This is a genomic window from Mesorhizobium sp. C277A (assembly GCF_040324395.1).
In the GTDB taxonomy this organism is placed as follows: domain Bacteria; phylum Pseudomonadota; class Alphaproteobacteria; order Rhizobiales; family Rhizobiaceae; genus Mesorhizobium.
Window position 1 is genome coordinate 2,802,676 of sequence record NZ_JAMYVW010000002.1, and the last position, 20,067, is coordinate 2,822,742.

18 protein-coding genes are annotated in these 20,067 nt (G+C 63.3%); 4 read left to right on the forward strand and 14 right to left on the reverse strand.

What is annotated here, in order from left to right; all coding sequences use genetic code 11:
• Nucleotides 1–7: 7 nt before the first annotated feature.
• The 3 genes from NKK52_RS14015 to NKK52_RS14025 all read right to left on the reverse strand — a co-directional run bounded on the left by NKK52_RS14015 (nt 8) and on the right by NKK52_RS14025 (nt 2,088).
• Nucleotides 8–439: a low affinity iron permease family protein gene (locus tag NKK52_RS14015; protein ID WP_031197915.1), complete on the reverse strand. Its 432-nt coding sequence runs from the start codon at nt 437–439 to the stop codon at nt 8–10.
• 382 nt (nt 440–821) lie between these two features.
• Nucleotides 822–1,463 (reverse strand): DapH/DapD/GlmU-related protein, encoded by a 642-nt coding sequence (locus tag NKK52_RS14020; RefSeq protein ID WP_023682123.1) that lies wholly within the window; start codon nt 1,461–1,463, stop codon nt 822–824.
• Between the two features lie 106 nt (nt 1,464–1,569).
• A complete protein-coding gene (locus NKK52_RS14025; protein ID WP_023753104.1) occupies nt 1,570–2,088 on the reverse strand; it encodes a CreA family protein in 519 nt (172 codons plus the stop codon).
• A gap of 181 nt (nt 2,089–2,269) precedes the next feature.
• Here NKK52_RS14025 and NKK52_RS14030 point away from each other — a divergent pair, with 181 nt between their 5' ends.
• The 3 genes from NKK52_RS14030 to NKK52_RS14040 all read left to right on the forward strand — a co-directional run bounded on the left by NKK52_RS14030 (nt 2,270) and on the right by NKK52_RS14040 (nt 5,750).
• Nucleotides 2,270–2,845 (forward strand): SCO family protein, encoded by a 576-nt coding sequence (locus NKK52_RS14030; RefSeq protein ID WP_023682124.1) that lies wholly within the window; start codon nt 2,270–2,272, stop codon nt 2,843–2,845.
• 82 nt (nt 2,846–2,927) lie between these two features.
• Entirely contained in the window at nt 2,928–3,800 is an 873-nt protein-coding gene (locus tag NKK52_RS14035) for a 50S ribosomal protein L11 methyltransferase (RefSeq protein ID WP_023682125.1), read from the forward strand.
• 105 nt (nt 3,801–3,905) lie between these two features.
• On the forward strand, nt 3,906–5,750 hold the full coding sequence (locus tag NKK52_RS14040; RefSeq protein WP_023682126.1) for an aminopeptidase P family protein: 1,845 nt from the start codon (nt 3,906–3,908) through the stop codon (nt 5,748–5,750).
• On the opposite strand, the gene NKK52_RS14045 is transcribed toward NKK52_RS14040, so the two are convergent.
• Complete coding sequence (locus tag NKK52_RS14045) at nt 5,751–6,047, reverse strand: AzlD family protein (protein WP_023682127.1); 297 nt, start codon at nt 6,045–6,047, stop codon at nt 5,751–5,753.
• Nucleotides 6,044–6,772, reverse strand: coding sequence for an AzlC family ABC transporter permease (locus tag NKK52_RS14050; RefSeq protein ID WP_023682128.1), 729 nt, complete (start codon nt 6,770–6,772; stop codon nt 6,044–6,046). The genes NKK52_RS14045 and NKK52_RS14050 overlap by 4 nt, the downstream gene beginning before the upstream one ends.
• A 116-nt stretch (nt 6,773–6,888) precedes the next feature.
• On the opposite strand from NKK52_RS14050, the gene NKK52_RS14055 reads away from it, so the two are divergent.
• Nucleotides 6,889–7,647, forward strand: coding sequence for an SDR family NAD(P)-dependent oxidoreductase (locus NKK52_RS14055; protein WP_023682129.1), 759 nt, complete (start codon nt 6,889–6,891; stop codon nt 7,645–7,647).
• A gap of 22 nt (nt 7,648–7,669) precedes the next feature.
• On the opposite strand, the gene NKK52_RS14060 is transcribed toward NKK52_RS14055, so the two are convergent.
• From NKK52_RS14060 to NKK52_RS14100, 9 genes are all read right to left on the reverse strand, one after another.
• Nucleotides 7,670–8,365 carry a DUF2461 domain-containing protein gene (locus NKK52_RS14060; RefSeq protein ID WP_023682130.1) on the reverse strand — a complete coding sequence of 232 codons (696 nt, stop codon included), beginning with the start codon at nt 8,363–8,365 and terminating at the stop codon, nt 7,670–7,672.
• Entirely contained in the window at nt 8,362–10,566 is a 2,205-nt protein-coding gene (gene ligA, locus NKK52_RS14065; RefSeq protein WP_023714767.1) for an NAD-dependent DNA ligase LigA, read from the reverse strand. The genes NKK52_RS14060 and ligA overlap by 4 nt, the downstream gene beginning before the upstream one ends.
• A 111-nt stretch (nt 10,567–10,677) precedes the next feature.
• Complete coding sequence (recN, locus tag NKK52_RS14070; protein WP_023682132.1) at nt 10,678–12,351, reverse strand: DNA repair protein RecN; 1,674 nt, start codon at nt 12,349–12,351, stop codon at nt 10,678–10,680.
• A gap of 218 nt (nt 12,352–12,569) precedes the next feature.
• Nucleotides 12,570–13,439: an outer membrane protein assembly factor BamD gene (locus NKK52_RS14075; RefSeq protein ID WP_023668284.1), complete on the reverse strand. Its 870-nt coding sequence runs from the start codon at nt 13,437–13,439 to the stop codon at nt 12,570–12,572.
• Between the two features lie 262 nt (nt 13,440–13,701).
• Nucleotides 13,702–14,649, reverse strand: a complete 948-nt coding sequence (lpxC, locus tag NKK52_RS14080) for a UDP-3-O-acyl-N-acetylglucosamine deacetylase (protein ID WP_023668283.1) — start codon at nt 14,647–14,649, stop codon at nt 13,702–13,704.
• A 271-nt stretch (nt 14,650–14,920) separates the two neighbouring features.
• Nucleotides 14,921–16,579, reverse strand: coding sequence for a cell division protein FtsZ (ftsZ, locus tag NKK52_RS14085; protein ID WP_023705548.1), 1,659 nt, complete (start codon nt 16,577–16,579; stop codon nt 14,921–14,923).
• Nucleotides 16,580–16,645: 66 nt separating this feature from the next.
• Complete coding sequence (ftsA, locus tag NKK52_RS14090; RefSeq protein ID WP_023682133.1) at nt 16,646–17,953, reverse strand: cell division protein FtsA; 1,308 nt, start codon at nt 17,951–17,953, stop codon at nt 16,646–16,648.
• The gene (locus tag NKK52_RS14095; RefSeq protein WP_023682134.1) at nt 17,950–18,891 is read right to left on the reverse strand and encodes a cell division protein FtsQ/DivIB; all 942 of its coding nucleotides are present in this window, start codon (nt 18,889–18,891) and stop codon (nt 17,950–17,952) included. Before NKK52_RS14095 ends, ftsA begins: the two co-directional genes overlap by 4 nt.
• Nucleotides 18,879–19,805, reverse strand: coding sequence for a D-alanine--D-alanine ligase (locus NKK52_RS14100; RefSeq protein WP_023668279.1), 927 nt, complete (start codon nt 19,803–19,805; stop codon nt 18,879–18,881). The genes NKK52_RS14095 and NKK52_RS14100 overlap by 13 nt, the downstream gene beginning before the upstream one ends.
• Between the last annotated feature and the right edge of the window lie 262 nt (nt 19,806–20,067).

Below are 20,067 nucleotides of genomic sequence, written 5' to 3' on the forward strand. Positions count from 1 at the left end.
CCGAGACTCAGGCGGGCGCGCGTTTTTTCGCGGTGCGCTTTTGCGCGACGGCCTTCTTGGCCGCCAGTTCGGCGAGCTCGTGGTCATGGCGTTTTGCCGCCCGCTCGCATTTGTCCCTGATCTCCTCGACCTCGGATTCGGTCAGGTGCTCGATGCCGATGAAATGATTGTGGCCCTCGCTGACGCGGATCAGTTCGTCGAGCTTGGCCTGAACCGCGGCGCCGTCGCGGTTCTGGGTGTTCTGGATCAGGAACACCATCAGGAAGGTGATGATCGTCGTTCCCGTGTTGATGACGAGCTGCCACGTATCGGAAAAGCCGAAGAATGGCCCGCTTACCGCCCAGACGATAACGATGGCGCAGCAGGCGATGAAAGTCGGCGGCAGGCCCGCCAAGTGCGAAACGGTGTTGGCGATTCTGGTAAACAGCTTTTCGATCATTCACATCCTCGACCGTTCAAAGCGCGACGAGCTGACCAAGGCCGCATTCATCGCTCCAACAATAAACAACCGGCAGCCGCTTCCGGTTCCCTGTCGCAGAGGGCATCGCTGATGCAATTGTATGCACGCCAAAGGCGCAGCGCCGTGAAAAGCCGCCTTATCGGTTTGTTGCCATTAGTCACCATGCAGGCCAAAAAACCTGTTCCGTCGTTTCACGCGGATTTGTCTCCAAGCCCCTTCCGCTGCGCCACCCCCGCATGGCGGAAGGGGTTCGTTGCGTTGCCGCAGACCGGCGGAACTCTTCCCGACACGTGCCGTTTAGAATTTTGGCGCCAGGATTTCGGCCAGCCAGTCGATGAAACCGCGCACGCGCGGCGAGCTCTCAGGAATGCTCTTGCTCCCAGCGATCGAGGAAATCCTCAATCGGCAAGGCCTGCATGTCGGGAACCGCTTTGGCGAGTTTCTCCGGCGGCCAGTCCCACCAGGCAAGGCTTTCGATCCGCGCCGCGATCTCTGAGGGAAAGCGCATGCGCAACGGCTTCGCCGGTACGCCGGCGACGATTGCGTAGGCCGGCACATCCCGCGTCACCACCGCATTGGCGCCGACGATGGCGCCATTGCCGATGCTGATGCCGGGCATGATGACGGCGCCATGGCCGATCCAGACATCATTGCCGATGCCGACCGCCTTGGCCTGCCGCCGCGCGCGGAACGCCGCGTCGACGCCCAGCCAGCGGAAATACTCGTTCGGCCGGTAGCTGAGCTTGTGCTGCGTGATCCGCTCGATCGGATGCTCCAGCGCATTGATGCGGCTGTTGGCAGCGATCGAGCAGAATTTTCCGATCGTCGTGTAGATCGCCTCGGCGTGGCGCTCGAAATAGGAGAAATCGCCGACATTAACCTCGCGCAGCACCACCCGTTCGCCGATAGAAGCATAGCGGCCAAGCTTGCACGCTTTCAGCTCCGCGGTCGGATGGATGCGCGGCTCGGGATCTTTCAGGACGAGGTTTTCGGTACGGTCCATCTGGCGGATTTACCCCCGCGCAATTGCGGAAGCAATTGTCGCGTCGCGATTGGCCCCGCAAGGGGGCCAACCGTCCGTCAGAGCAATTGCGCTGACACAGGATCCGCTATTTCGGCTTGCCGCCGGTCCACACCACGTTCTGGCCGAACAGCGGCACGGTCGTCACCGACATTTTCGCCGAGCCGTCCTGCACTTGGCGCGAATGCGAGAGATAGATCAGCGTCTCGTTCTTCTTGTCGTAGATGCGGTTCACCACCTGCTTCTTCCAGATCAGGCTGATGCCTTGCTTGAACACCTCTTCGCCGCCCTCGCTCATGTCGATGTCGCCGATGGTGATCGGCCCGGTCTGGCGGCAGGAGATCGAGGAATCAGACGGATCCTCGAACCAGTTGCCCTTGTGCAAGCGGTCGATGACGCTGCGGTCGAAATAAGAGACATGGCAGGTCACGCCGTCGATCTTGGGGTCCTTGATCGCCTCGACGATGATGTCGTTGCCGACCCAATCGACGCCGACCTTGCCGACCTCCTCTGCCGCGGCGGCACCGGCGCCAAGGGCAATGCATGCGGCCAGCGCGCCGCCGATCAGTTTCTGCCCAATCCGTCTCTGCCCAGTCCGTCTTTGCAAGGGAGCCTCCTCAGGTTCGGTTTGCCGGTCTCAGGTGGGATAAGGGCCAGCTGTTTGCAAGGTAGCGTCCAGCCCGGTTGCGGCAACGCGGCATCTTTGCCTTGCTCCCTGCGACCGGCTAAGACTGCTCGCCAACAGGAGCGCCGATCCGGCGCTCGATTTCTGCGACGGACACTTCCTGATGATGCGTTCAATTCTGGTCGGCATTCTGGTTCTGATGGCGGCGGGCATCGGTTGGCTCACCTTTGACTTCTATCGCGGCCACTATGGTGGCGAGCCGTATGGTGCGCCATTCACGCTGGTCGACCAGAAAGGCGCGCCGATCACCGAAGCCGCCTTCAGGGGAAAACCCAGCATCGTCTTCTTCGGCTTCACCCATTGCCCGGAAGTCTGCCCGACCACTTTGTTCGAAATGGCCGGCTGGCTGAAGGCGCTGGGCGACGACGGCAAGAACCTCAACGCCTACTTCGTTACAGTCGATCCAGAGCGCGACACGCCGCCGGTGATGAACACTTACGTCAGCAATTTCTCCGACCGCATCGTCGGCATATCGGGCGATCCCGACAAGGTGCACGCCATGGCGAAGTCCTTCAACATCTACTGGAAGAAGGTCGACACCGGCGACGGCGATTACACGATGGACCACACCGCCTCCGCGCTGCTGCTCAACGCCAAGGGCGAGTTTTCGGGCACCATAGCCTATGGCGAAAGCGCCGATACCGCGATCGCCAAGCTGAAGCGGCTGGCGGCAGGCTAGGCATGATCCCGAAATGTGGAATCCGGTTTTCTCGGACAGAAAAGTGTTTTCCAGAGATCATGCTCAAGCAAGAGAACAGCTGATGGGTCAGACCAGGCTCCACTTCATCGCTGGGAAGATCGAGGCCGACCGCATCTTTGCCGCGCTCGAGCCAGCTTTCGAGGATGAAGGCCTGCCGATCGCCGTGCTCGAAGTCGATGAAGACCGCGACATCTACGAGGTTTCGCTCTACACCGACGGCAATGTCGACGCAGTTGAGGCGCGGCTAAGGGACAGCCTTGCCGGACTGTCCCTGTCGAAGCCGATCGAGCGCGAGGTTCTGCCCGACATCGACTGGGTGGCGCGCTCGCTGGAGGGACTGAAACCGGTGCGCGCCGGACGTTTCTTCGTCCATGGCGCGCATGACCGCCGGAAGCGCCACAGCGGCGAACTCGCCATCGAGATCGAGGCCGGCCTTGCCTTCGGCACCGGCCATCACGGGACCACTGCCGGCTGCCTCGAAATGCTGGAACGGGTCGTGCGCCGCGAACGTCCCAGGAATGCCCTCGACCTCGGCACCGGCAGCGCGGTGCTGGCGATCGCCGTCGCCAAACTGGCGCATATTCCGGTGCTGGCGACCGACATCGATCCGATCGCCGTCAGGGTCGCCGCCGCCAACGCCCGCCTCAACCACGTCAAGGCGCTGGTTGAAACGGTGACGGCGCCCGGCTTCCACCACCCGATCTTTGGCAAGCGGGCGCCTTTCGACCTCATCGTCGCCAACATATTGGCGCGGCCGCTGATGCGGCTGGCGCCTGAGATGGCCAGGCACATCAGCCTCGGCGGCTCGATCGTGCTGTCCGGCATCCTCGAGCGCCAGTGCAACGCGGTGATCTCGGCCTATGTCGGCCAGAATTTTCGCCATGTCAGGACCTTGCATCGCGAAGGCTGGGTAACGATCCACCTGAAGCACTGAGACGCAACGCGCTTTGGACCAATCCGAGCCTGTTGCGATTGGCGAAAATCGATTCCGGTTTTCCGGGTCATGCGCTACGGTCGCGCCCGATACAGGAGGCATACCATGTTCCAGACCTTCGATTCCGCAGGCGACCCGAGCGTCGGCAAGCCGCGCGTGACGTTGCTGCGGCGATGGCTGGCGGATAATGGCCTCGACGGTTTCCTGGTGCCGCGCGCGGACGAGCACCAGGGCGAATATGTCGCCGATCGCTCGGCGAGGCTGAAATGGTTGACCGGCTTCAGCGGCTCGGCCGGCGTAGCACTTGTGCAGCGTGACCGCGCCTTCATGTTCGTCGATGGCCGCTATACCTTGCAAGTGCGCCACGAGGTCGATCTCGACATTTTTGCGATCGAGAGTCTCGTCGACAACCCGCCGGCCTCCTGGATCAAGGACAATCTCGGCAAGGGCGCCACGCTTGGCTTCGACCCCTGGCTGCACACGATTGGCGACATCAAGGCGCTGAAGGCTTCGGCCGAGCAATCCGGCGCGACGCTGGTGCCGCTGGACAATAACCCGATCGACATCATCTGGAAGGATCAGCCGGCACCACCGGCGGCGCCAGTCGAAATCCACCCGATCGGCTTTGCCGGGGAACTGGCGAAGGACAAGCTGGCGCGGCTGGCGGCGGCAATCGGCAAGGAGGGCGCGACGCACGCCGTGCTCACCGATCCCTCCTCGATCGCCTGGGCCTTAAACATCCGTGGCGGTGACGTGCCGCACACGCCGCTGGCGCTCGGCTTTGCGATCCTTGCAGCAGATGGCAAGCACCAGCTGTTCATGGACAGCCGCAAGTTTTCGCGCACGGTTGCCGCCTATCTCACCCAACTCGCCGATCTGCACGAGCCCGGCGAATTCGAGGCGGCGGTCGTCGCCCTTGCCAAGGGCGGCGCCAAGATCGCGCTCGATCCGGTGCTGGCGGCAGAAAAGCTGAGAATGCTGGTCGAGGACAATGGCGGCGCCGTCGTCCTGGCGCCCGATCCCGCCCGCATTCCGCGCGCCACGAAGAACCAGGCGGAAATCGCCGGCAGCCGCGCGGCGCACCGCCGAGACGGGGCGGCGGTGGCGAAACTGCTGTGCTGGCTGGAACGGCAAAAGCCGGGCACGCTCGACGAAATAACCGTTGTCACCAAGCTGGAGGAGGTGCGCCGGCAGACCGGCGAGGAAACGCAGATGCCGCTGCGCGATGTCTCCTTCGACACCATTTCCGGCAGCGGTCCGAACGGCGCCATCATGCACTACCGCGTGTCGCGCGCCACCAACCGCGAGTTGGCAAAGGGCGAACTGTTCCTGCTCGATTCCGGCGCCCAGTATCAGGACGGCACCACCGATATCACCCGCACGGTGCCGATCGGCCAGCCGACCGAGGAGATGCGCGAGCGCTTTACGCTGGTGCTGAAGGGCATGATCGGCATTTCGACGCTGCGCTTTCCCGCCGGCACGCGCGGCTCGGAAATCGACGCGGTGGCGCGCATGGCGCTGTGGAAGCATGGCTGCGACTTTGCCCACGGCACCGGCCATGGCGTCGGCTCCTATCTGGCGGTGCACGAAGGGCCGCAGCGCATCGCCCGCACCGGCACCGAAAAGCTGCTGGCCGGCATGATGCTGTCCAACGAGCCCGGCTATTACAAGGAAGGCTCCTACGGCATCCGCATCGAGAACCTGATCCTGGTGACGCCGGCCGAACAGGTGGAGGGCGGCGACATCGCCATGCACGGTTTCGAGACGCTGACGCTGGCGCCGATCGATATCAGGCTGATCCGCACCGACCTTTTGACGCGCGAGGAGTTGCACTGGCTGGATAGTTACCATGCCTGGGTGCTGGCCGAGATCGGCCCGATGCTCGACGGCGAGACGCTGGCCTGGCTGGAAAAAGCGACAGCGCCGCTGCCGCACGACGCGAAGATTTGATTACCCGACGAACTGCCGTGCGATAATAAGTACGGCAGCCCCTGCCAGAAACATCGCCATCAGTCCGCCGCGCAGCGAGACCACAGCGGCGACGACCAGTGCCGCCCATTCCGCCGGTCCGGCGCTGAGTGCGGCGGGCGCCACCAGCGTCGTCAACACCGCCGCCGGCACGGCGTTCAAGCCAGCCTCGACGCGTGGATGGATGTGGTCGAAGCGCGAGATCACCAGATGGCCGCCGACGCGGGTGAGATAGGTGGCGATCGCGCCGGCAATGATGATCCACAAAGTCGCGCTCATCGTTTTGCCTCCACACCGCTATGGTGCGGCGGCAGGATGACGGCCAGAAGCACGCCTGCAACGGCGCCGATGGAGACGTGCCATGGCGATCCCACAGTTTTGTAGGCAATGATCGACGCCGCGGCGCTGGCGATCACCACCGGCAGCCACAGTAGCCGGTTGCGAAAGCCCATGACCAGCCCGAGGAAATAGATCGGCAGCAGGAAGTCGATGCCGAGCGCATGCGTGTCCGGGATCAGCTTGCCGAACACCGCGCCCAGCGCGCTCTCGATCCCCCAGAACACATAGACCGGCAGGCCAAGCCCCATGTACCAGGCAAAGCCAACGGTCTCGCCGGCTTCGGCCTTACGCTCGGCCACCGCGAATTGCGGATCGGTGAGCACGAAATAGCCCAGCGCTTGGCTGATAACCGGCCAGTGCGCGATTCGCCGGCCGATGCTGGCGGAGTAAAGCACGTGACGGAAGTTTACGGCGAAGATCGACAGCACGATCAGCCATGGCGCGACATGCTGGCCGAACAATTCGATGCCGACCATCTGGCTGGCGCCGCCGAAGATCAGCGCGCTCATCAAGAAAGCTTCGAGAACGGAAAAGCCGTTGTCGACGGCGATGGCGCCGAACAGCAGCCCAAATGGCGCCGCGGCGACAACCACCGGCATCGACAGCCGCACGCCGTCCCAGAAGTCGCTGGCCACGGAATTTTCGCTTAAGGTCTCTGCCGACATGTCACATTCCCATCTCGCGCTGCTATGTAGGAGCCGGCGTTTGAAAAGTCAGACGAATTCGCTTGAGCCAACAAATCAGCGAAACTGATGTTGTAAAAACAAATGAGGGGGTTCGGATGATCGCTTATGACTTCACCGGCAGGCACGCGGTCGTCACCGGCGCCGGTGGCGGTATGGGCGAGGCGATCTCGCTGGCGCTGCTCGATGCCGGCGCCTCGGTCACCGCCATCGACGTCAAGCCGCGTCCGGCGTCGCTTGCCGCCTATGACGACCGGCTCACCTTTGCCCAGGGCGACCTCACCGACGCCGCCTTCGTCGAGCAGACCATCAATGCCGCGGGCCGCGAGCGCGGCGGCATCGATTATCTCGCCAATGTCGCAGGCGTGCTCTGGTTCGGTCGCGACAAATCGGCCCTCGAGATGGACCTCGATGTCTGGGATCAGGTCTTCAACATCAATCTGAAATCCTTCGTCCACACCGCGCGGGCGGTGGTTCCGCATATGCGGGCCGGCGGACGCGGCGGCGCCATGGTGCACTTCTCCACCATCCAGTGGTATCGCGGCGATCCGACCCCGCAGGATGCCTACCAGGCATCGAAGGCCGGCGTCTGTGCGCTGTCGAAGTCGCTCGCCATGCAGTTGGCGGGCGATGGCATCCGCTCCAATTCGATCTGCCCGGGAATGGCGTTGACGCCGCTGCAGGCGCGCTGGGACACCGAAGAGAAACGCGCGGCCGTTGCCAATTATGCGCCGCTCGGCCGCATCGGCACGCCGCAGGACATGGCCAATGCCGCGCTATTCCTGCTTTCCGATGCGGCAAGCTACATCACCGGCATCGAACTGGCAGTCGACGGCGGTCTTTTGATGCGGATGTAGCCGTGCAGTGCGCCGGGCTGATTTAGCTCCGCGGTGCCGTGCCCTGGATCGCCCTGCCCCAGTCAAGCAGCGGCTTGGCGCGCAAGGCGAAATCGACAAGCTCGTCGACCAGCGTCGGCGCGTGAATTCCAGCCGGATCGATCATGTGCTGGACATAGAAGTGCCGGTTGCGGATGGCGTCGACAAGATCGGGTTCGTTGACCTGCTCGAAGCCGCGCGGCGTGCGCTTCATGCGGCCCTCGGTTTCAAGTTCGAAGCCGTTTTTCTTCAGCGTTGAGAGCAGTTTTCGGAACTCGGCCGGCCGGGCGACGATCGCCTTGCGCATCGCCAGCAGCAGGGACGGCTCCGGATTCCACCAGGCGACATCGGCAAAGCAGCGGTCGATCCCGACATAGACGAAGAACACGCCCTGCTCCATCTTGGTGCCATCCGGCGACAGCATGGCCGACAAATGCTGGTTGTAGGGCCGCTTGTCCTTGGCGAAGCGCACGTCGCGGTTGATGCGAAACAGTGACTTCTTGCGGTCTCCGCGCAAGCCCAGACCCGCCGCCGCGAAGCGCTCGGTCAGCGTCTCGACCAGATCGCAGAACGGCTCATGCAACTCGCTGTCGTAAAGCGCGCGGTTTTCCTGGAACCATTCGCGGCTCTGGTGGAAGTCGAGCGCCTTGAGGAACGGTATGGCCTTTTGCCCGAACCCTTTGAACGAACCGGCGGTCATGCCTTGCCGACCCGTTGCAGCCAGGTGTCCTCGTCGATGACTTCGACGCCGAGTTCGCTGGCCTGCTTCAGTTTGGAGCCAGCGCCCGGCCCGGCCACCAGCAGATCGGTCTTCGCCGACACCGAACCCGCCACCTTGGCGCCGAGCCGTTCGGCCATCGCCTTGGCTTCGGAGCGTGTCATCTTTTCCAGCGTGCCGGTGAAGACGATGGTCTTGCCGGCAACCTCGCTGTCGGTCGACACGGTGACGACATACGGCTTCGGCTTGACCTGTTCGAGCAGTCTGTCGAGCACGTCGTCATTGCGTTCATTGCCGAAGAAATCGCGCAACGCGTCGATCACCGTGTCGCCAATGCCGTTGATGGAGGGGAAGACGCTGTGCGGATCCTCAGCCGCCGCCGTTTCCTTGCCGACGCGGATCAGCTCCTCGATGGTCGAAAACGTCCGGGCAAGCACGGCCGCCGTCGTTTCGCCGATATGGCGGATGCCGAGTGCGAAGATGAAGCGGTCGAGCTCCGGCTGGCGGCGCGAATCGATGGCCGCGAACAGCTTGTCGAGGCCTTCATAATTGCGGTTCTCGACACCGCGCACATTCTTGCGCGCCTTGCCCGATGCCGCCTCGCGCTGCCTAGCCTGCTCCTCGCGCCGCTCGGCCAGCGCCCTGGTGACGGCCGGGCGGCGATCCCTGAGGGTGAAGATATCGGCGGCGGTCTTGACCAGTCCCGAATTGAAGAACAGGTCGATATTCTCGGCGCCCAGCCCCTCGATGTCGAGCGCGCCGCGCGACACGAAATGACGCAGCCGCTCCACGGCCTGCGCGGCGCAGATCAGCTCGCCGGTGCAGCGCCGGCGCGAATCCTCCTTGCCGGTCTTCTCGTTGATTTCGCGCGTCGCCGGCGAGCCGCAGACCGGACAAATGTGCGGGAATTCGTAAGGCACCGCATCAGCCGGCCGCTTGTCGACGACGACGCTGACGATCTGCGGAATGACATCGCCCGCCCGTTGTATGACAACCGTGTCACCGATGCGGACATCGATGCCGTCGCGAATCGGCAAGCCGTTGCTGTCAAAACCCTTGATGTAGTCCTCATTGTGCAGCGTGACGTTTTCGACCACCACGCCGCCGACCGTGACCGGCGCTAGCCGCGCCACCGGCGCCAGCGTACCGGTACGGCCGACCTGGATGTCGATCTTCTGCACCGTCGTCATCGCCTGTTCGGCCGGGAATTTATGCGCAACCGCCCAGCGCGGCTCGCCGGTGACAAAGCCCCAGCGACGCTGCAATTCCAGCTGGTCGACCTTGTAGACGACACCGTCGATGTCGTAGCCGAGCGACGAACGCAGCTCCTCGATCTTGTGGTAGTGCGCGATCAGCTCCTCGACCGACTTCGCCCGCACCATCAGCGGGCTGACCTTGAACCCCCATTCGGCGAATTTCTGCACCGAATCATATTGGGTCGGTGCAGGATCCGCTGTCGTGTAGCCCCAGGCATAAGCAAAAAATTTAAGATTGCGGCTGGCGGTGACGGACGCATCCTTCTGTCGCAAGGAGCCCGCTGCCGTATTGCGCGGATTGACATAGTCCTGGCCGCCCACCGCCGCCGAGCGGGCCTTCAGTGCCTCGAATTCCGCATAGGTCATGTAGACTTCGCCGCGGATCTCGATGGTCTCGGGCCAGCCCGATCCTTTGAGCTTGGCTGGGATGTCGGCGATGGTCCTGAGATTGGCGGTGATGTCTTCGCCGACAGCGCCGTCGCCGCGCGTAGCACCCTGCACGAACACACCGCGTTCATAGCGCAGCGACGCCGACAGGCCGTCGATCTTCGGCTCGGCCGTAAACGCGATGTCGAGGTCCTTGTCGCGGTCGAAGAAGCGCCGGCCACGCTCGATGAAATCGGTGACGTCCTCGTCTGTGTAGGCCTTGGCGAGGCTGAGCATCGGCACCGCATGGCGCACCTTGGCAAAGCCTTCCGCCGGCGCGGCGCCGACCCGCAGCGAGGGCGAATCCTCGCGCACCAGACCGGGAAAGCGCTCCTCGATGGCAAGATTGCGCCGCCGCAGCGCGTCATATTCTGCGTCCGTAATCGTCGGCGCGTCCTCGGCATGATAGCGCCGGTCATGACCGGCGATCTCCTCGGCCAGCCGCTGGAGCTCATCCGCGGCTTCGCTTTCGCTCAACGATTCGACTGGTTTTTCAGACATGCAGCGGTCCCTGGACAGTGGCGAGGCACCATAAATCAGGATTTCGGAAAAAGCATTCCTGAACAGCGGGATGGAGCCATATCCTGACTCAGTCCGAAAGCCTTGCGACGACTACGCTGCAGCAATATTCTCGCGTAGCAGCCGTTCGGCGGCTGCGCGCGCCTCTTCGGTGATGGTGGCGCCGGCCAGCATGCGCGCGATCTCTTCCTGGCGCGCCGCCCGGTCCATCTCGGCAATGCCGGTGGCGACCTTGTCCGAGCCGCCGGATTTGGAGATCAGGAAATGCGTTGCCGCGCGTGCCGCCACTTGCGGAGCATGCGTGACCGACAGCACCTGCACGCGCTTCGACAGCCTGGCCAGCCTTTGGCCGATCGCATCGGCCACGGCGCCGCCGACGCCGGTGTCGATCTCGTCGAAGACCAATGTCGGCGCCGAGCCACGGTCGGCCAGCGCCACCTTGAGCGCCAGCAGGAAGCGCGACAGCTCGCCGCCGGAAGCGACCTTCATCATCGGCCCAGGCCTGGTGCCGGGATTGGTGCGCACCCAGAACTCGACCTGGTCGATGCCTTCTTCCATGCGGTTCTCGCCATCGCTGGCCAGTTCGACGATGAACTCAGCCCGTTCCAGTTTCAGCGCCGGCAATTCGGCCATCACAGCCTTGGTCAGGCCGACCGCGGCCGCATGGCGAAGCGAGGACAGCTGGGCTGCGGAAATATCGTAGGCTTCGCGCGCCGCTGAGGCCTGCTTTTCCAAGAGATGCAGGCGCCCCTCGCCGGCATCAAGATCGGCGAGATCGGCGGACATGGTGTCGCGCAGTTGCGCCAGATCGTCGACGGCCACACTGTGCTTACGTGAGGCCGCACGCAGCGAAAACAGCCGCTCCTCCGCCTTCTCCAGCCGCTGCGGGTCGTATTCGGTAGCGCGCAGTGCCGCCTCGACGCCCGATTGCGCTGCATCCAGCGACAGCATCGCCTCATCCAGCGACTTCACCACATCCTCGAGCAGGCCCGGCGCTTCGCTGGCCTTGCGCTGCAGGCGCCGGAGCAAACTGGCCAGTTGCGGCAGTGGCGAGGACGGGCCTGACAGCACATCCTGCGCATCGTGTATTTCCGAGGCGATCTTTTCGGCCCGCATCATCGTGGCGCGCAATTCGGCCAGTTGCGTCTCTTCGCCGGGCTGCGGATCGAGCTTTGCCAGTTCCGCCACCGAGGCCCTGAGATAATCGGCCTCGCGCGCCGCTGCCTCGACCTTGGCGCGGTGCCTGACGAACTCCTGCTCGGCGCCACGCCAGTAGCGCCACGCCTCGCCGGTCGCGCGGGCAGCGCCCAGATGGCCGCCAAAACTGTCCAGCAATTCGCGATGGGCGCCGGGATCGACCAGAGCCCGCTCGTCATGCTGGCCGTGGATCTCGACCAGCGCGTGGCCGATGTCGCGCATCAGGGTGACGCTGGACGGCTGGTCGTTGACGAAGACACGGGTGCGGCCATCCGCGGTCTGCAGCCGGCGCAGGATGATGTCGCCGTCATCCTCGATGGCGTTTTCGGCCAGCAGCGCGCGCACCGGGTGGTTGCGCGGCACATCGAAGACGGCAATGACCTGGCCCTGTGCCGCGCCGTGGCGCACCAGCGAGGCGTCGCCGCGCGCGCCAAGCGCCAGCGACAGCGCGTCGAGAAGGATGGATTTGCCGGCGCCGGTTTCACCGGTCAGCACGGAAAGGCCGGGCTGGAAGTCGATATCCAGCTTCTCGATCAGGACGATATCGCGGATCGACAGTCTGGAAAGCATCAGAACCCGGACCTCAAGCAATTCCGGGAAAAGTGCGTAGCGGTTTTCCGTCCGGAATTGCGTAGAACAAAAAGTTAGGACGGTTCAGCGCCTCAATCAAACCACTGAACCGCTGTGAAGCGGCATGCGACCGATGGAGTCGCAGCGCCGCACTATCTTTTTGTTTGAGCGTCGGATCAATCCGAAAAGCGCGTTCCGCCTCAGTCGATGCTCGGGCGTCAGGCGCCGGTGATCAGCTTGCCGGCCTTGGATATCCACGATCCGGCATTCTCGCGCGGCTCAAGCCCGTTGCTCTGCAACAGCTTGTAGGTATCCTTGTACCATTGGCTGTCGGGATAATTGGTGCCGAGCACAGCAGCGGCGGTTTGCGCTTCCGAGGTCAAGCCCATGGCGTAATAGCTTTCGGCCAGACGCGCCAGCGCCTCTTCGACATGGCGGGTGTTGGAATAGTTCTCGACAACGTTGCGGAAGCGCTTGACGGCAGCAATGTATTCGCGCCGCTCGAGATAATAGCGGCCGATCTGCATCTCTTTGCCGGCCAGCTGGTCGTTGGCGAAACGGATCTTTTCCTTGGCGTCGTCGACATATTCCGACGTCGGCCAGCGCGTCACCAGATCCTGCATCGTCTGCACGGTCTGGCGTGCTTCCTTCTGATCCTGGGTGACGTCCTTGATCTGCTTGTAGTAGCTCAGCCCGATAATATACTGGGCGTAAGCCGCGTCGTCGGTCGACGGATAGAGCGTGAGATAGCGCTTGGCCGAGCCGATCGCTTCGTCATAACGGCCGGCGCGATAGTCGGCGAAGGCGCCCATCACCATCGATTTGCGGGCGAATTCCGAATAGGGGTGCTGGCGGTCGACGGCGTCGAACTTCTTGCTCGCCTCATCCAGGCGGCCGGCATTGAGATTGGCAAGGCCTTGATTGTAAAGGACGTCGGCCGGTTCGGTCTGGTCGACATAGGTCGACAGGTCGACGTCTTTCTCGGACGACATGCAGGCCGAGAGGAAGAGCGATGGCACAACCACCGAAAGCGCCAGGAAAACAGCCCGATACGGCGCTTTCGATTGACCAACTCGCTTGAAGAACATGATTGGATTGCGCCCTTTCGGCGTTAGTTCAATGCCTTTCGCATGGCGTTCCCTCAAAACTGATCCCCACTTTTGAGCGACATGCGCCTAACAGACGGCAGCAGCCATAAACCATAACTGCCTTGCCCAGCAACGCTATGTCTAGCCAATCGCACATTTTTGTGGCGGCTTGGTGTTGCCCGGAAAGCTATGCACTTTCACCGCCGGTGATGCATCCGTGCAACACCGGCCAGCGTTCAGAAAGCCAGAAATACGTTAAGAATCAGATCACCCAAGGTGCAAAGACAGGGCCGGTGACGGCGCTCATCTCGGCGGTGCGGCCGCGCTCGCGGCGCGTGGTCTCGACGACCTCGAAGGCCGAACGGTCGGACAGAAGTCGCCGCAAAGCAGCCGCATTCATCCGGTGACCGCCGCGATAGGAGCGGAAACAACCGATGAAACGGGCGCCGGCCAGCGCCAGGTCGCCCATGGCGTCCATCGTCTTGTGGCGAGCGAACTCATTGGGATAGCGCAGGCCACCCATGTTGATCACCCGGTTGTCGTCGCCGATCACCAGCGAGTTCTCCAGCGAGGAGCCCAGCGCATAGCCGGCCGCCCACAGCCGCTCGACATCCTTCATGAAGCCGAAGGTGCGGGCGCGCGCGATATCCTGGCGAAAGATGTCGGGGTTGATGTCGGAGGCGAATAGCTGGCGGCCGATCGCCGGGCTTTCGAAATCGATCTCGACCTCGAAGCGCGTGCCGCTATAGGGCCTGAACTCGGCCCAGGACGCGCCATTCTCGATGCGGACGGGCTTGACCACCCTGATGTAGCGGCGCTTGACCGCCAGCGTCTCGATGCCGGCTTGGTCGATGGCTTCCACGAACGCCACCGCACTGCCATCGAGGATCGGAACCTCATGACCGTCGATCTCGATGACGATGTTGTCGATGCCGAGCCCGAAAAGCGTCGCCATCAGATGTTCGACGGTGGCGATATGCTCGCCTGCCGGATCGCCGAGCATGGTGCAGAGATCGGTCGCGCCGACTTCAGCAACCAGCGCGCGGAACTCGCGGCTCTCGCTTCCGTTCGAAAGGTGGAAGAGCACGCCGGTGTCGGCGTCCGCAGGGAGGAAATTGACGGTGACCGGTTTGCCGCTGTGAACGCCGGTACCGGTCAGCGTTGCACGCGATTTCAGTGTCGTCTGATAGTCTTGCAAGACAAACCCCATAGCCCAAACGCCTAAGTCCGCTTTAACCCAAAAGGCGCGGCTCTTTTTTATCGGCAGGCAGGGCCACTTCCCCGAATCCCAGCACACCGAAAGTGCTGCGGCAAAGATAATGGTCTGTCAGGGAGACTCCAAATCACGGTTTCTTACTCTGTGTAACCGCGACAGACCTTGAGCGTCACATCGTAACGCCTTGTTATTAAACCACTTTAAACGTTAACAGGCAGACAATCTCTCGTCTGCCTGTTAACAAGTGTTACATACCGTTAACGGCTCAGTTGGCCTGGCGGCGCAGGAAAGCTGGTATCTCCAGCTGGTCGTCTTCCTGGGTCGACCTGGTCTGCGGCGTCAACCGGCCCTGATCGTCGAGCTGGCCGCGGCGCGGCGCGTAAAGCTGCGGATCCTGGCTGGCAAGGCGGCGCATTTCCGGCGCCGCCTGGCGCAGTTTCGGTTCGCGCGGCTGTGCCGGCTGCAACCGGGCCGGCTCTTCTTCGCGGCGCGTCAGCCCGTTGGTCAGCCGCTTGAGCAGCCCCATCGGCCCGCTGTTTTCATGGTCGGCCGGACGGCCCTTGGCTTCCACCTCGGCCCGCACCACCGGCGGAAAATCCTCCACCCGCGGCATGCGCTGCGGTGCGGCAGCCACCGGCTGCGGCATTTCCCGCATCGGCGCCGGTTGCATCACCTGCTGCACGACAGGCTGCGGCTGGGCAGGCGGGGCCTGGAAGATCTTGCTCTGCGGGCGGAAATCTTCCGCCTGGGCCATCGGCGCCGGACGAGCCATTGCCGCCGCATTGGCCTCGGCAAGCTGGATCGCCTCGGCCACCGGATCGGCCGCGCGCTGCTCATAGGTCTGCTGCTGGACCGGTGCCGGACGGCCTTCCGCCCCCGGAGCCGCTGGGCGGCTGACCGGCTTCTGCTGCGGCGGCACGGCCCGGATCGAGATCGGCGCCGCGGCAATTTCAGCTGCCGATTTGTCGATGCCGGTGGCGACCACCGAGACGCGGATGACGCCTTCGAGTTCCTCGTCGAAGGTGGCGCCGAGGATGATGTTGGCGTCCTGATCGACTTCCTCGCGGATGCGGGTCGCGGCCTCGTCGACTTCGAACAGGGTTAGGTCGCGGCCGCCGGTGATCGAGATCAGCAGGCCCTTGGCGCCCCTCATCGAGGTCTCGTCGAGCAACGGATTGGCGATCGCCGCCTCGGCGGCGGCCATCGCGCGGCCCTCGCCCGAAGCTTCGCCGGTGCCCATCATCGCCTTGCCCATTTCGCGCATCACCGAACGCACGTCGGCGAAGTCGAGATTGATCAGACCTTCCTTGACCATCAGGTCTGTGATGCAGGCAACACCGGAGTAGAGCACCTGGTCGGCCATGGCGAAGGCGTCGGCAAAGGTGGTCTTGTCATTGGCCAGCCGGAACAGGTTCTGGTTGGGGATGACGATCAGGGTATCGACACATTTCTGCAGCTCCTCGATGCCGAGATCCGCCGTCTTCATGCGGCGCTGGCCTTCGAAATGGAACGGCTTGGTGACGACGCCGACGGTGAGGATACCCCGTTCGCGCGCCGCGCGGGCAACCACGGGAGCCGCACCGGTTCCGGTGCCGCCCCCCATACCGGCGGTGACGAAGCACATATGGGTGTTGGAGAGATGATCGATGATCTCATCGATGCACTCTTCCGCCGCCGCACGGCCCACTTCAGGCTGCGAGCCGGCGCCGAGCCCCTCGGTGACATGCGCGCCGAGCTGGATCAGCCGCTCGGCCTTCGACATGGTCAGCGCCTGTGCATCGGTGTTGGCCACGACGAACTCGACACCGCGCAAGCCCGCGGTGATCATGTTGTTGACGGCATTGCCGCCGCCGCCGCCGACACCGAATACGGTGATCCGCGGCTTGAGCTCGGTGATGTCCGGCTTTTGCAGATTGATCGTCATTGTCTCCGTCCTTTGCCTTTCCCGCCGCTTCGCCGCCGCGGCCGCCTATGGGGCTGTCCCCGTCAATTAGAAACTGTCTCTCAACCACTGACTCATGCGATGCAGTTTTCCGCCCGTCCCGGTCATCCTGAGACCGGAAATTCCTTTCGCCGGATGGCTCTCGAAGCTCGCCATCTGCGGATAGATCAGCAGCCCGACCGCCGTCGAGAAAGCCGGCCCCTTGGCAGCTTCCGGCAGGCCCGCCACGCCGAGCGGGCGTCCGATGCGCACATTGCGTCCCAGAATGCGGCGCGCCGCCTCGGGGAGACCCGCAAGCTGGCTGGCGCCGCCGGTCAGCACGACGCGTTTTCCCACGGCATTGCCGTAGCCCGACTTGTTCAGCCGGTCGCGCAACAGTTCCAGCGTCTCGTCGATGCGGGCGCGGATGACGCGCGTCATCACCGAGCGCGGGATCTGCAGCGGCATCTCGCCGTCTTCGCCGATCGGCTGGATCGAGACCAGGTCGCGATCGTCGGCACTGCCAGGCAGCGCCGAACCATGCATCACCTTCAGCCGCTCGGCGGCGTCGAGCGAGGTCGACAGGCCCTTGGCCATATCGAGCGTCACATGATTGCCGCCGATGGCAATGGCATCGGCGTGGACGAATTTGCCTTCCGAAAACACCGAGATGGTCGTCGTGCCGCCGCCCATGTCGATGCAGGCCGCACCCATTTCCAGTTCGTCGTCGACCAGGGCCGCAAGCCCGCTGGCATAGGGCGTCGCCACCATGCGCTCGACCGAAAGATGCGAGCGGTTGATGCATAGCTCCAGATTGCGCAGCGGCGCGGCATCGCCCGTCAGTACATGCATATCGACGCCGAGTTGGTCGCCGACCATGCCGCGCGGATCGCGCACGCCGCGCTCGGAGTCCAGCGAAAAGCCGACGGGCAGCGAATGGATCACGTCGCGTTCGGCCTTGAGCGCCTGCTTGGCGCCGGCGGCAAGCACGCGCTTGATGTCGGCTTCGTCGGCCTGATGGCCACCGAGATTGATCGTGGCCGAATAGGTTTCGCTCTTCAGCCGGCCCGCCGTCATGTTGACGATCAGCGAATCCACCGTCAGTCCCGCCATGCGTTCGGCGGCGTCGACGGACAGGCGAATGGCGTGCTCCGCACGGTCGAGATCGACGACCACGCCCGACTTCACGCCTTGCGATTTCTGGTGGCCGATGCCGATTACCTGGATGCGGTGCGAGCGGCCGCGCAACAGCTTGCCGTCCTCGCGCGGCTTCAGTTTCGCCACCACGCAGCAAACCTTGCTCGAGCCGACATCCAGCACGGTGAGCGTGCCGGAACGCCGCGAAGAGGCATCGCTGTTGCCGCCAAGCCAGCTCATATCTTCGTCCCCGACTTGCGCTTCAGATTTTGCGGCTTTTCATTGAGCGCGGCCTGGCGCTGCGTCGCCGCTTCCGGCGTCAGCTGCACCACCAGGCGATCGGAGATGCGCATGTCGACGGCGGCGATGTCCCGCGTCAGAAGCCCGTTGTCGTGGTCCATCCGAACCAGGTCGGCAATCGCCTGATCCTCGCCATCCTCGGGCAGCTTGATCGTGATGCCGTTTTCCAGCTTCAGGTCCCAACGCCGTTCGCCGATGCGGATATAGCCTTTGACCCGAGCCGCGAGCTCGGGAAATTTGTTGATCTTGGCCACGAAGTCGGGGGCCTTGGCCGGCGCGCCGGTGCCGATGATCAGCGGCAGCAGCGCCTGCTTGCCGCCGGAGAACGGCGCGATCACCGCGCCAGAGCGTTCGATGACCGAAAGCTCCGCGCCCTGCTGCCAGAGCGCGAAGGGCTCGCGCTCCTCGACACGCACTTCCAGCGTATGTGGATAGACCTTGCGCACCGCCGCCACCTCGACCCAGGGCAAGGTATCAATACGTTCACGCGCGGCCTCGGCATCGAAGCCGATCAGTGACGTCCAGCCGTCGAGCTCGAGCCGGTCCAGTATGTCGATCTCCGAAGTCTGGCGGTTGCCGACCACCTTGATCTGGTCGACGGCAAAGCCGGTCCGGGCGGTGATGCTCTGGACGATGTCGTCGGCATGACCGCCGAGAATGGCGCCGTAGAGGCTGCTCGATGCAATGAGCGAAGCCGAAAGGATGGCCGCGGAAAAGCGCGGCGCGACGAAGTCGCCGCCGCCCAGGCGCGCCAGCACGCGCACCGGCCGGCGCAGCACGCGCGGCAGCACGAAATGGTCAAACGACAACGACATGCCGAACAGCGCCGGCCCGGCGCCGCCCCTGCCCTTGTCCTGTCCCCATTTCAACGCAGACACGAAGCGTCCTCCACCATCCAACTCAACAATTCGCCAAACGAGTGCCCGGCCTGGGCGGCGATTTCAGGCACCAAAGACGTCGGCGTCATGCCCGGCTGAGTGTTGATCTCGAGCCAGACAATCTCGCCGTTTTCGGAGTGACGGTCGTCATAGCGGAAGTCCGATCGGGAAACGCCCCGGCAGCCGATAGCCAGATGTGCCTTGAGTGCCAGTGTCTGTATTTTTTGGTAAATATTTGATGAAATTTTAGCAGGGATTTCGTGTTTTGATCCGCCGGCGACGTATTTTGAATCATAGTCGTAGAAGGAATGGCCGGTCGGAATGATCTCGCAGACGCCGAGCGCCACGTCGCCCATGACGGCGCAGGTCAGCTCGCGCCCATGGATGTAGCGCTCGACCATGACGGTCTCGCCATATTTCCATTCGGACGAGCCGATGACCTGCGGCGGATGCGACTGGCCTTCATGCACGATGACGACGCCGAAGCTTGAGCCTTCATTGACCGGCTTGACCACGTAGGGCGGCTTCATCGGATGCTTGTTCTGGATGGCAAAGCGGCTGGCAACCTTCGATTCCGCCACCGCGATGCCGGCAGCCTTGGCGACCTTCTTGGCTTGCTCCTTGTTCATGGCGAGCGCCGAGGCGAGCACGCCCGAATGGGTGTAGGGAATGGCCAGATATTCGAGGATGCCCTGGATGGTGCCGTCTTCACCGAACGGGCCGTGCAGTGCGTTGAAGACGACATCGGGCTTGAGTTCGGTGAGCACGGCGCCGACATCGCGCGCAACATCGACGCGGGTAACCTGGTAGCCTTCATTCTCAAGCGCATCCGCACACGCCTTTCCCGAAGACAGAGACACGGGCCGCTCGGACGAGAATCCGCCCAGGAGGACAGCCACATGCTTGTTCTTCATATCCCGTCATCCCTCTCACGGCGGGCCCGCAACCACGCATTCAGCGACCAGATTGAGTCCGAGTCTCCCGGCAGGTTGCCCCCCAGACGGAAAACGCGGTCGACGCGTCGAACGACTCAAATCAGGAAACGCTTTAAGGCAGAGAATCAGAGAGTTGATTCGCTGGCAAGTGCTTATGATTCCGACAGTTTCACTTTCCGCGAAAACGGCCGGAAAAAGCGTGTTGTGAGTCTTTGGAGCAACGGTGGCGCTGTTGTTTCAG

Bases quoted from the DNA above. Each gene is read 5' to 3' on its own strand.
- NKK52_RS14015 (WP_031197915.1), bottom strand. From the start codon at position 439: ATGATCGAAAAGCTGTTTACCAGAATCGCCAACACCGTTTCGCACTTG.
- NKK52_RS14020 (WP_023682123.1), bottom strand. From the start codon at position 1,463: ATGGACCGTACCGAAAACCTCGTCCTGAAAGATCCCGAGCCGCGCATC.
- NKK52_RS14030 (WP_023682124.1), top strand. From the start codon at position 2,270: ATGATGCGTTCAATTCTGGTCGGCATTCTGGTTCTGATGGCGGCGGGC.
- NKK52_RS14035 (WP_023682125.1), top strand. From the start codon at position 2,928: ATGGGTCAGACCAGGCTCCACTTCATCGCTGGGAAGATCGAGGCCGAC.
- NKK52_RS14040 (WP_023682126.1), top strand. From the start codon at position 3,906: ATGTTCCAGACCTTCGATTCCGCAGGCGACCCGAGCGTCGGCAAGCCG.
- NKK52_RS14045 (WP_023682127.1), bottom strand. From the start codon at position 6,047: ATGAGCGCGACTTTGTGGATCATCATTGCCGGCGCGATCGCCACCTAT.
- NKK52_RS14050 (WP_023682128.1), bottom strand. From the start codon at position 6,772: ATGTCGGCAGAGACCTTAAGCGAAAATTCCGTGGCCAGCGACTTCTGG.
- NKK52_RS14055 (WP_023682129.1), top strand. From the start codon at position 6,889: ATGATCGCTTATGACTTCACCGGCAGGCACGCGGTCGTCACCGGCGCC.
- NKK52_RS14060 (WP_023682130.1), bottom strand. From the start codon at position 8,365: ATGACCGCCGGTTCGTTCAAAGGGTTCGGGCAAAAGGCCATACCGTTC.
- ligA (WP_023714767.1), bottom strand. From the start codon at position 10,566: ATGTCTGAAAAACCAGTCGAATCGTTGAGCGAAAGCGAAGCCGCGGAT.
- recN (WP_023682132.1), bottom strand. From the start codon at position 12,351: ATGCTTTCCAGACTGTCGATCCGCGATATCGTCCTGATCGAGAAGCTG.
- NKK52_RS14075 (WP_023668284.1), bottom strand. From the start codon at position 13,439: ATGTTCTTCAAGCGAGTTGGTCAATCGAAAGCGCCGTATCGGGCTGTT.
- lpxC (WP_023668283.1), bottom strand. From the start codon at position 14,649: ATGGGGTTTGTCTTGCAAGACTATCAGACGACACTGAAATCGCGTGCA.
- ftsZ (WP_023705548.1), bottom strand. From the start codon at position 16,579: ATGACGATCAATCTGCAAAAGCCGGACATCACCGAGCTCAAGCCGCGG.
- ftsA (WP_023682133.1), bottom strand. From the start codon at position 17,953: ATGAGCTGGCTTGGCGGCAACAGCGATGCCTCTTCGCGGCGTTCCGGC.
- NKK52_RS14100 (WP_023668279.1), bottom strand. From the start codon at position 19,805: ATGAAGAACAAGCATGTGGCTGTCCTCCTGGGCGGATTCTCGTCCGAG.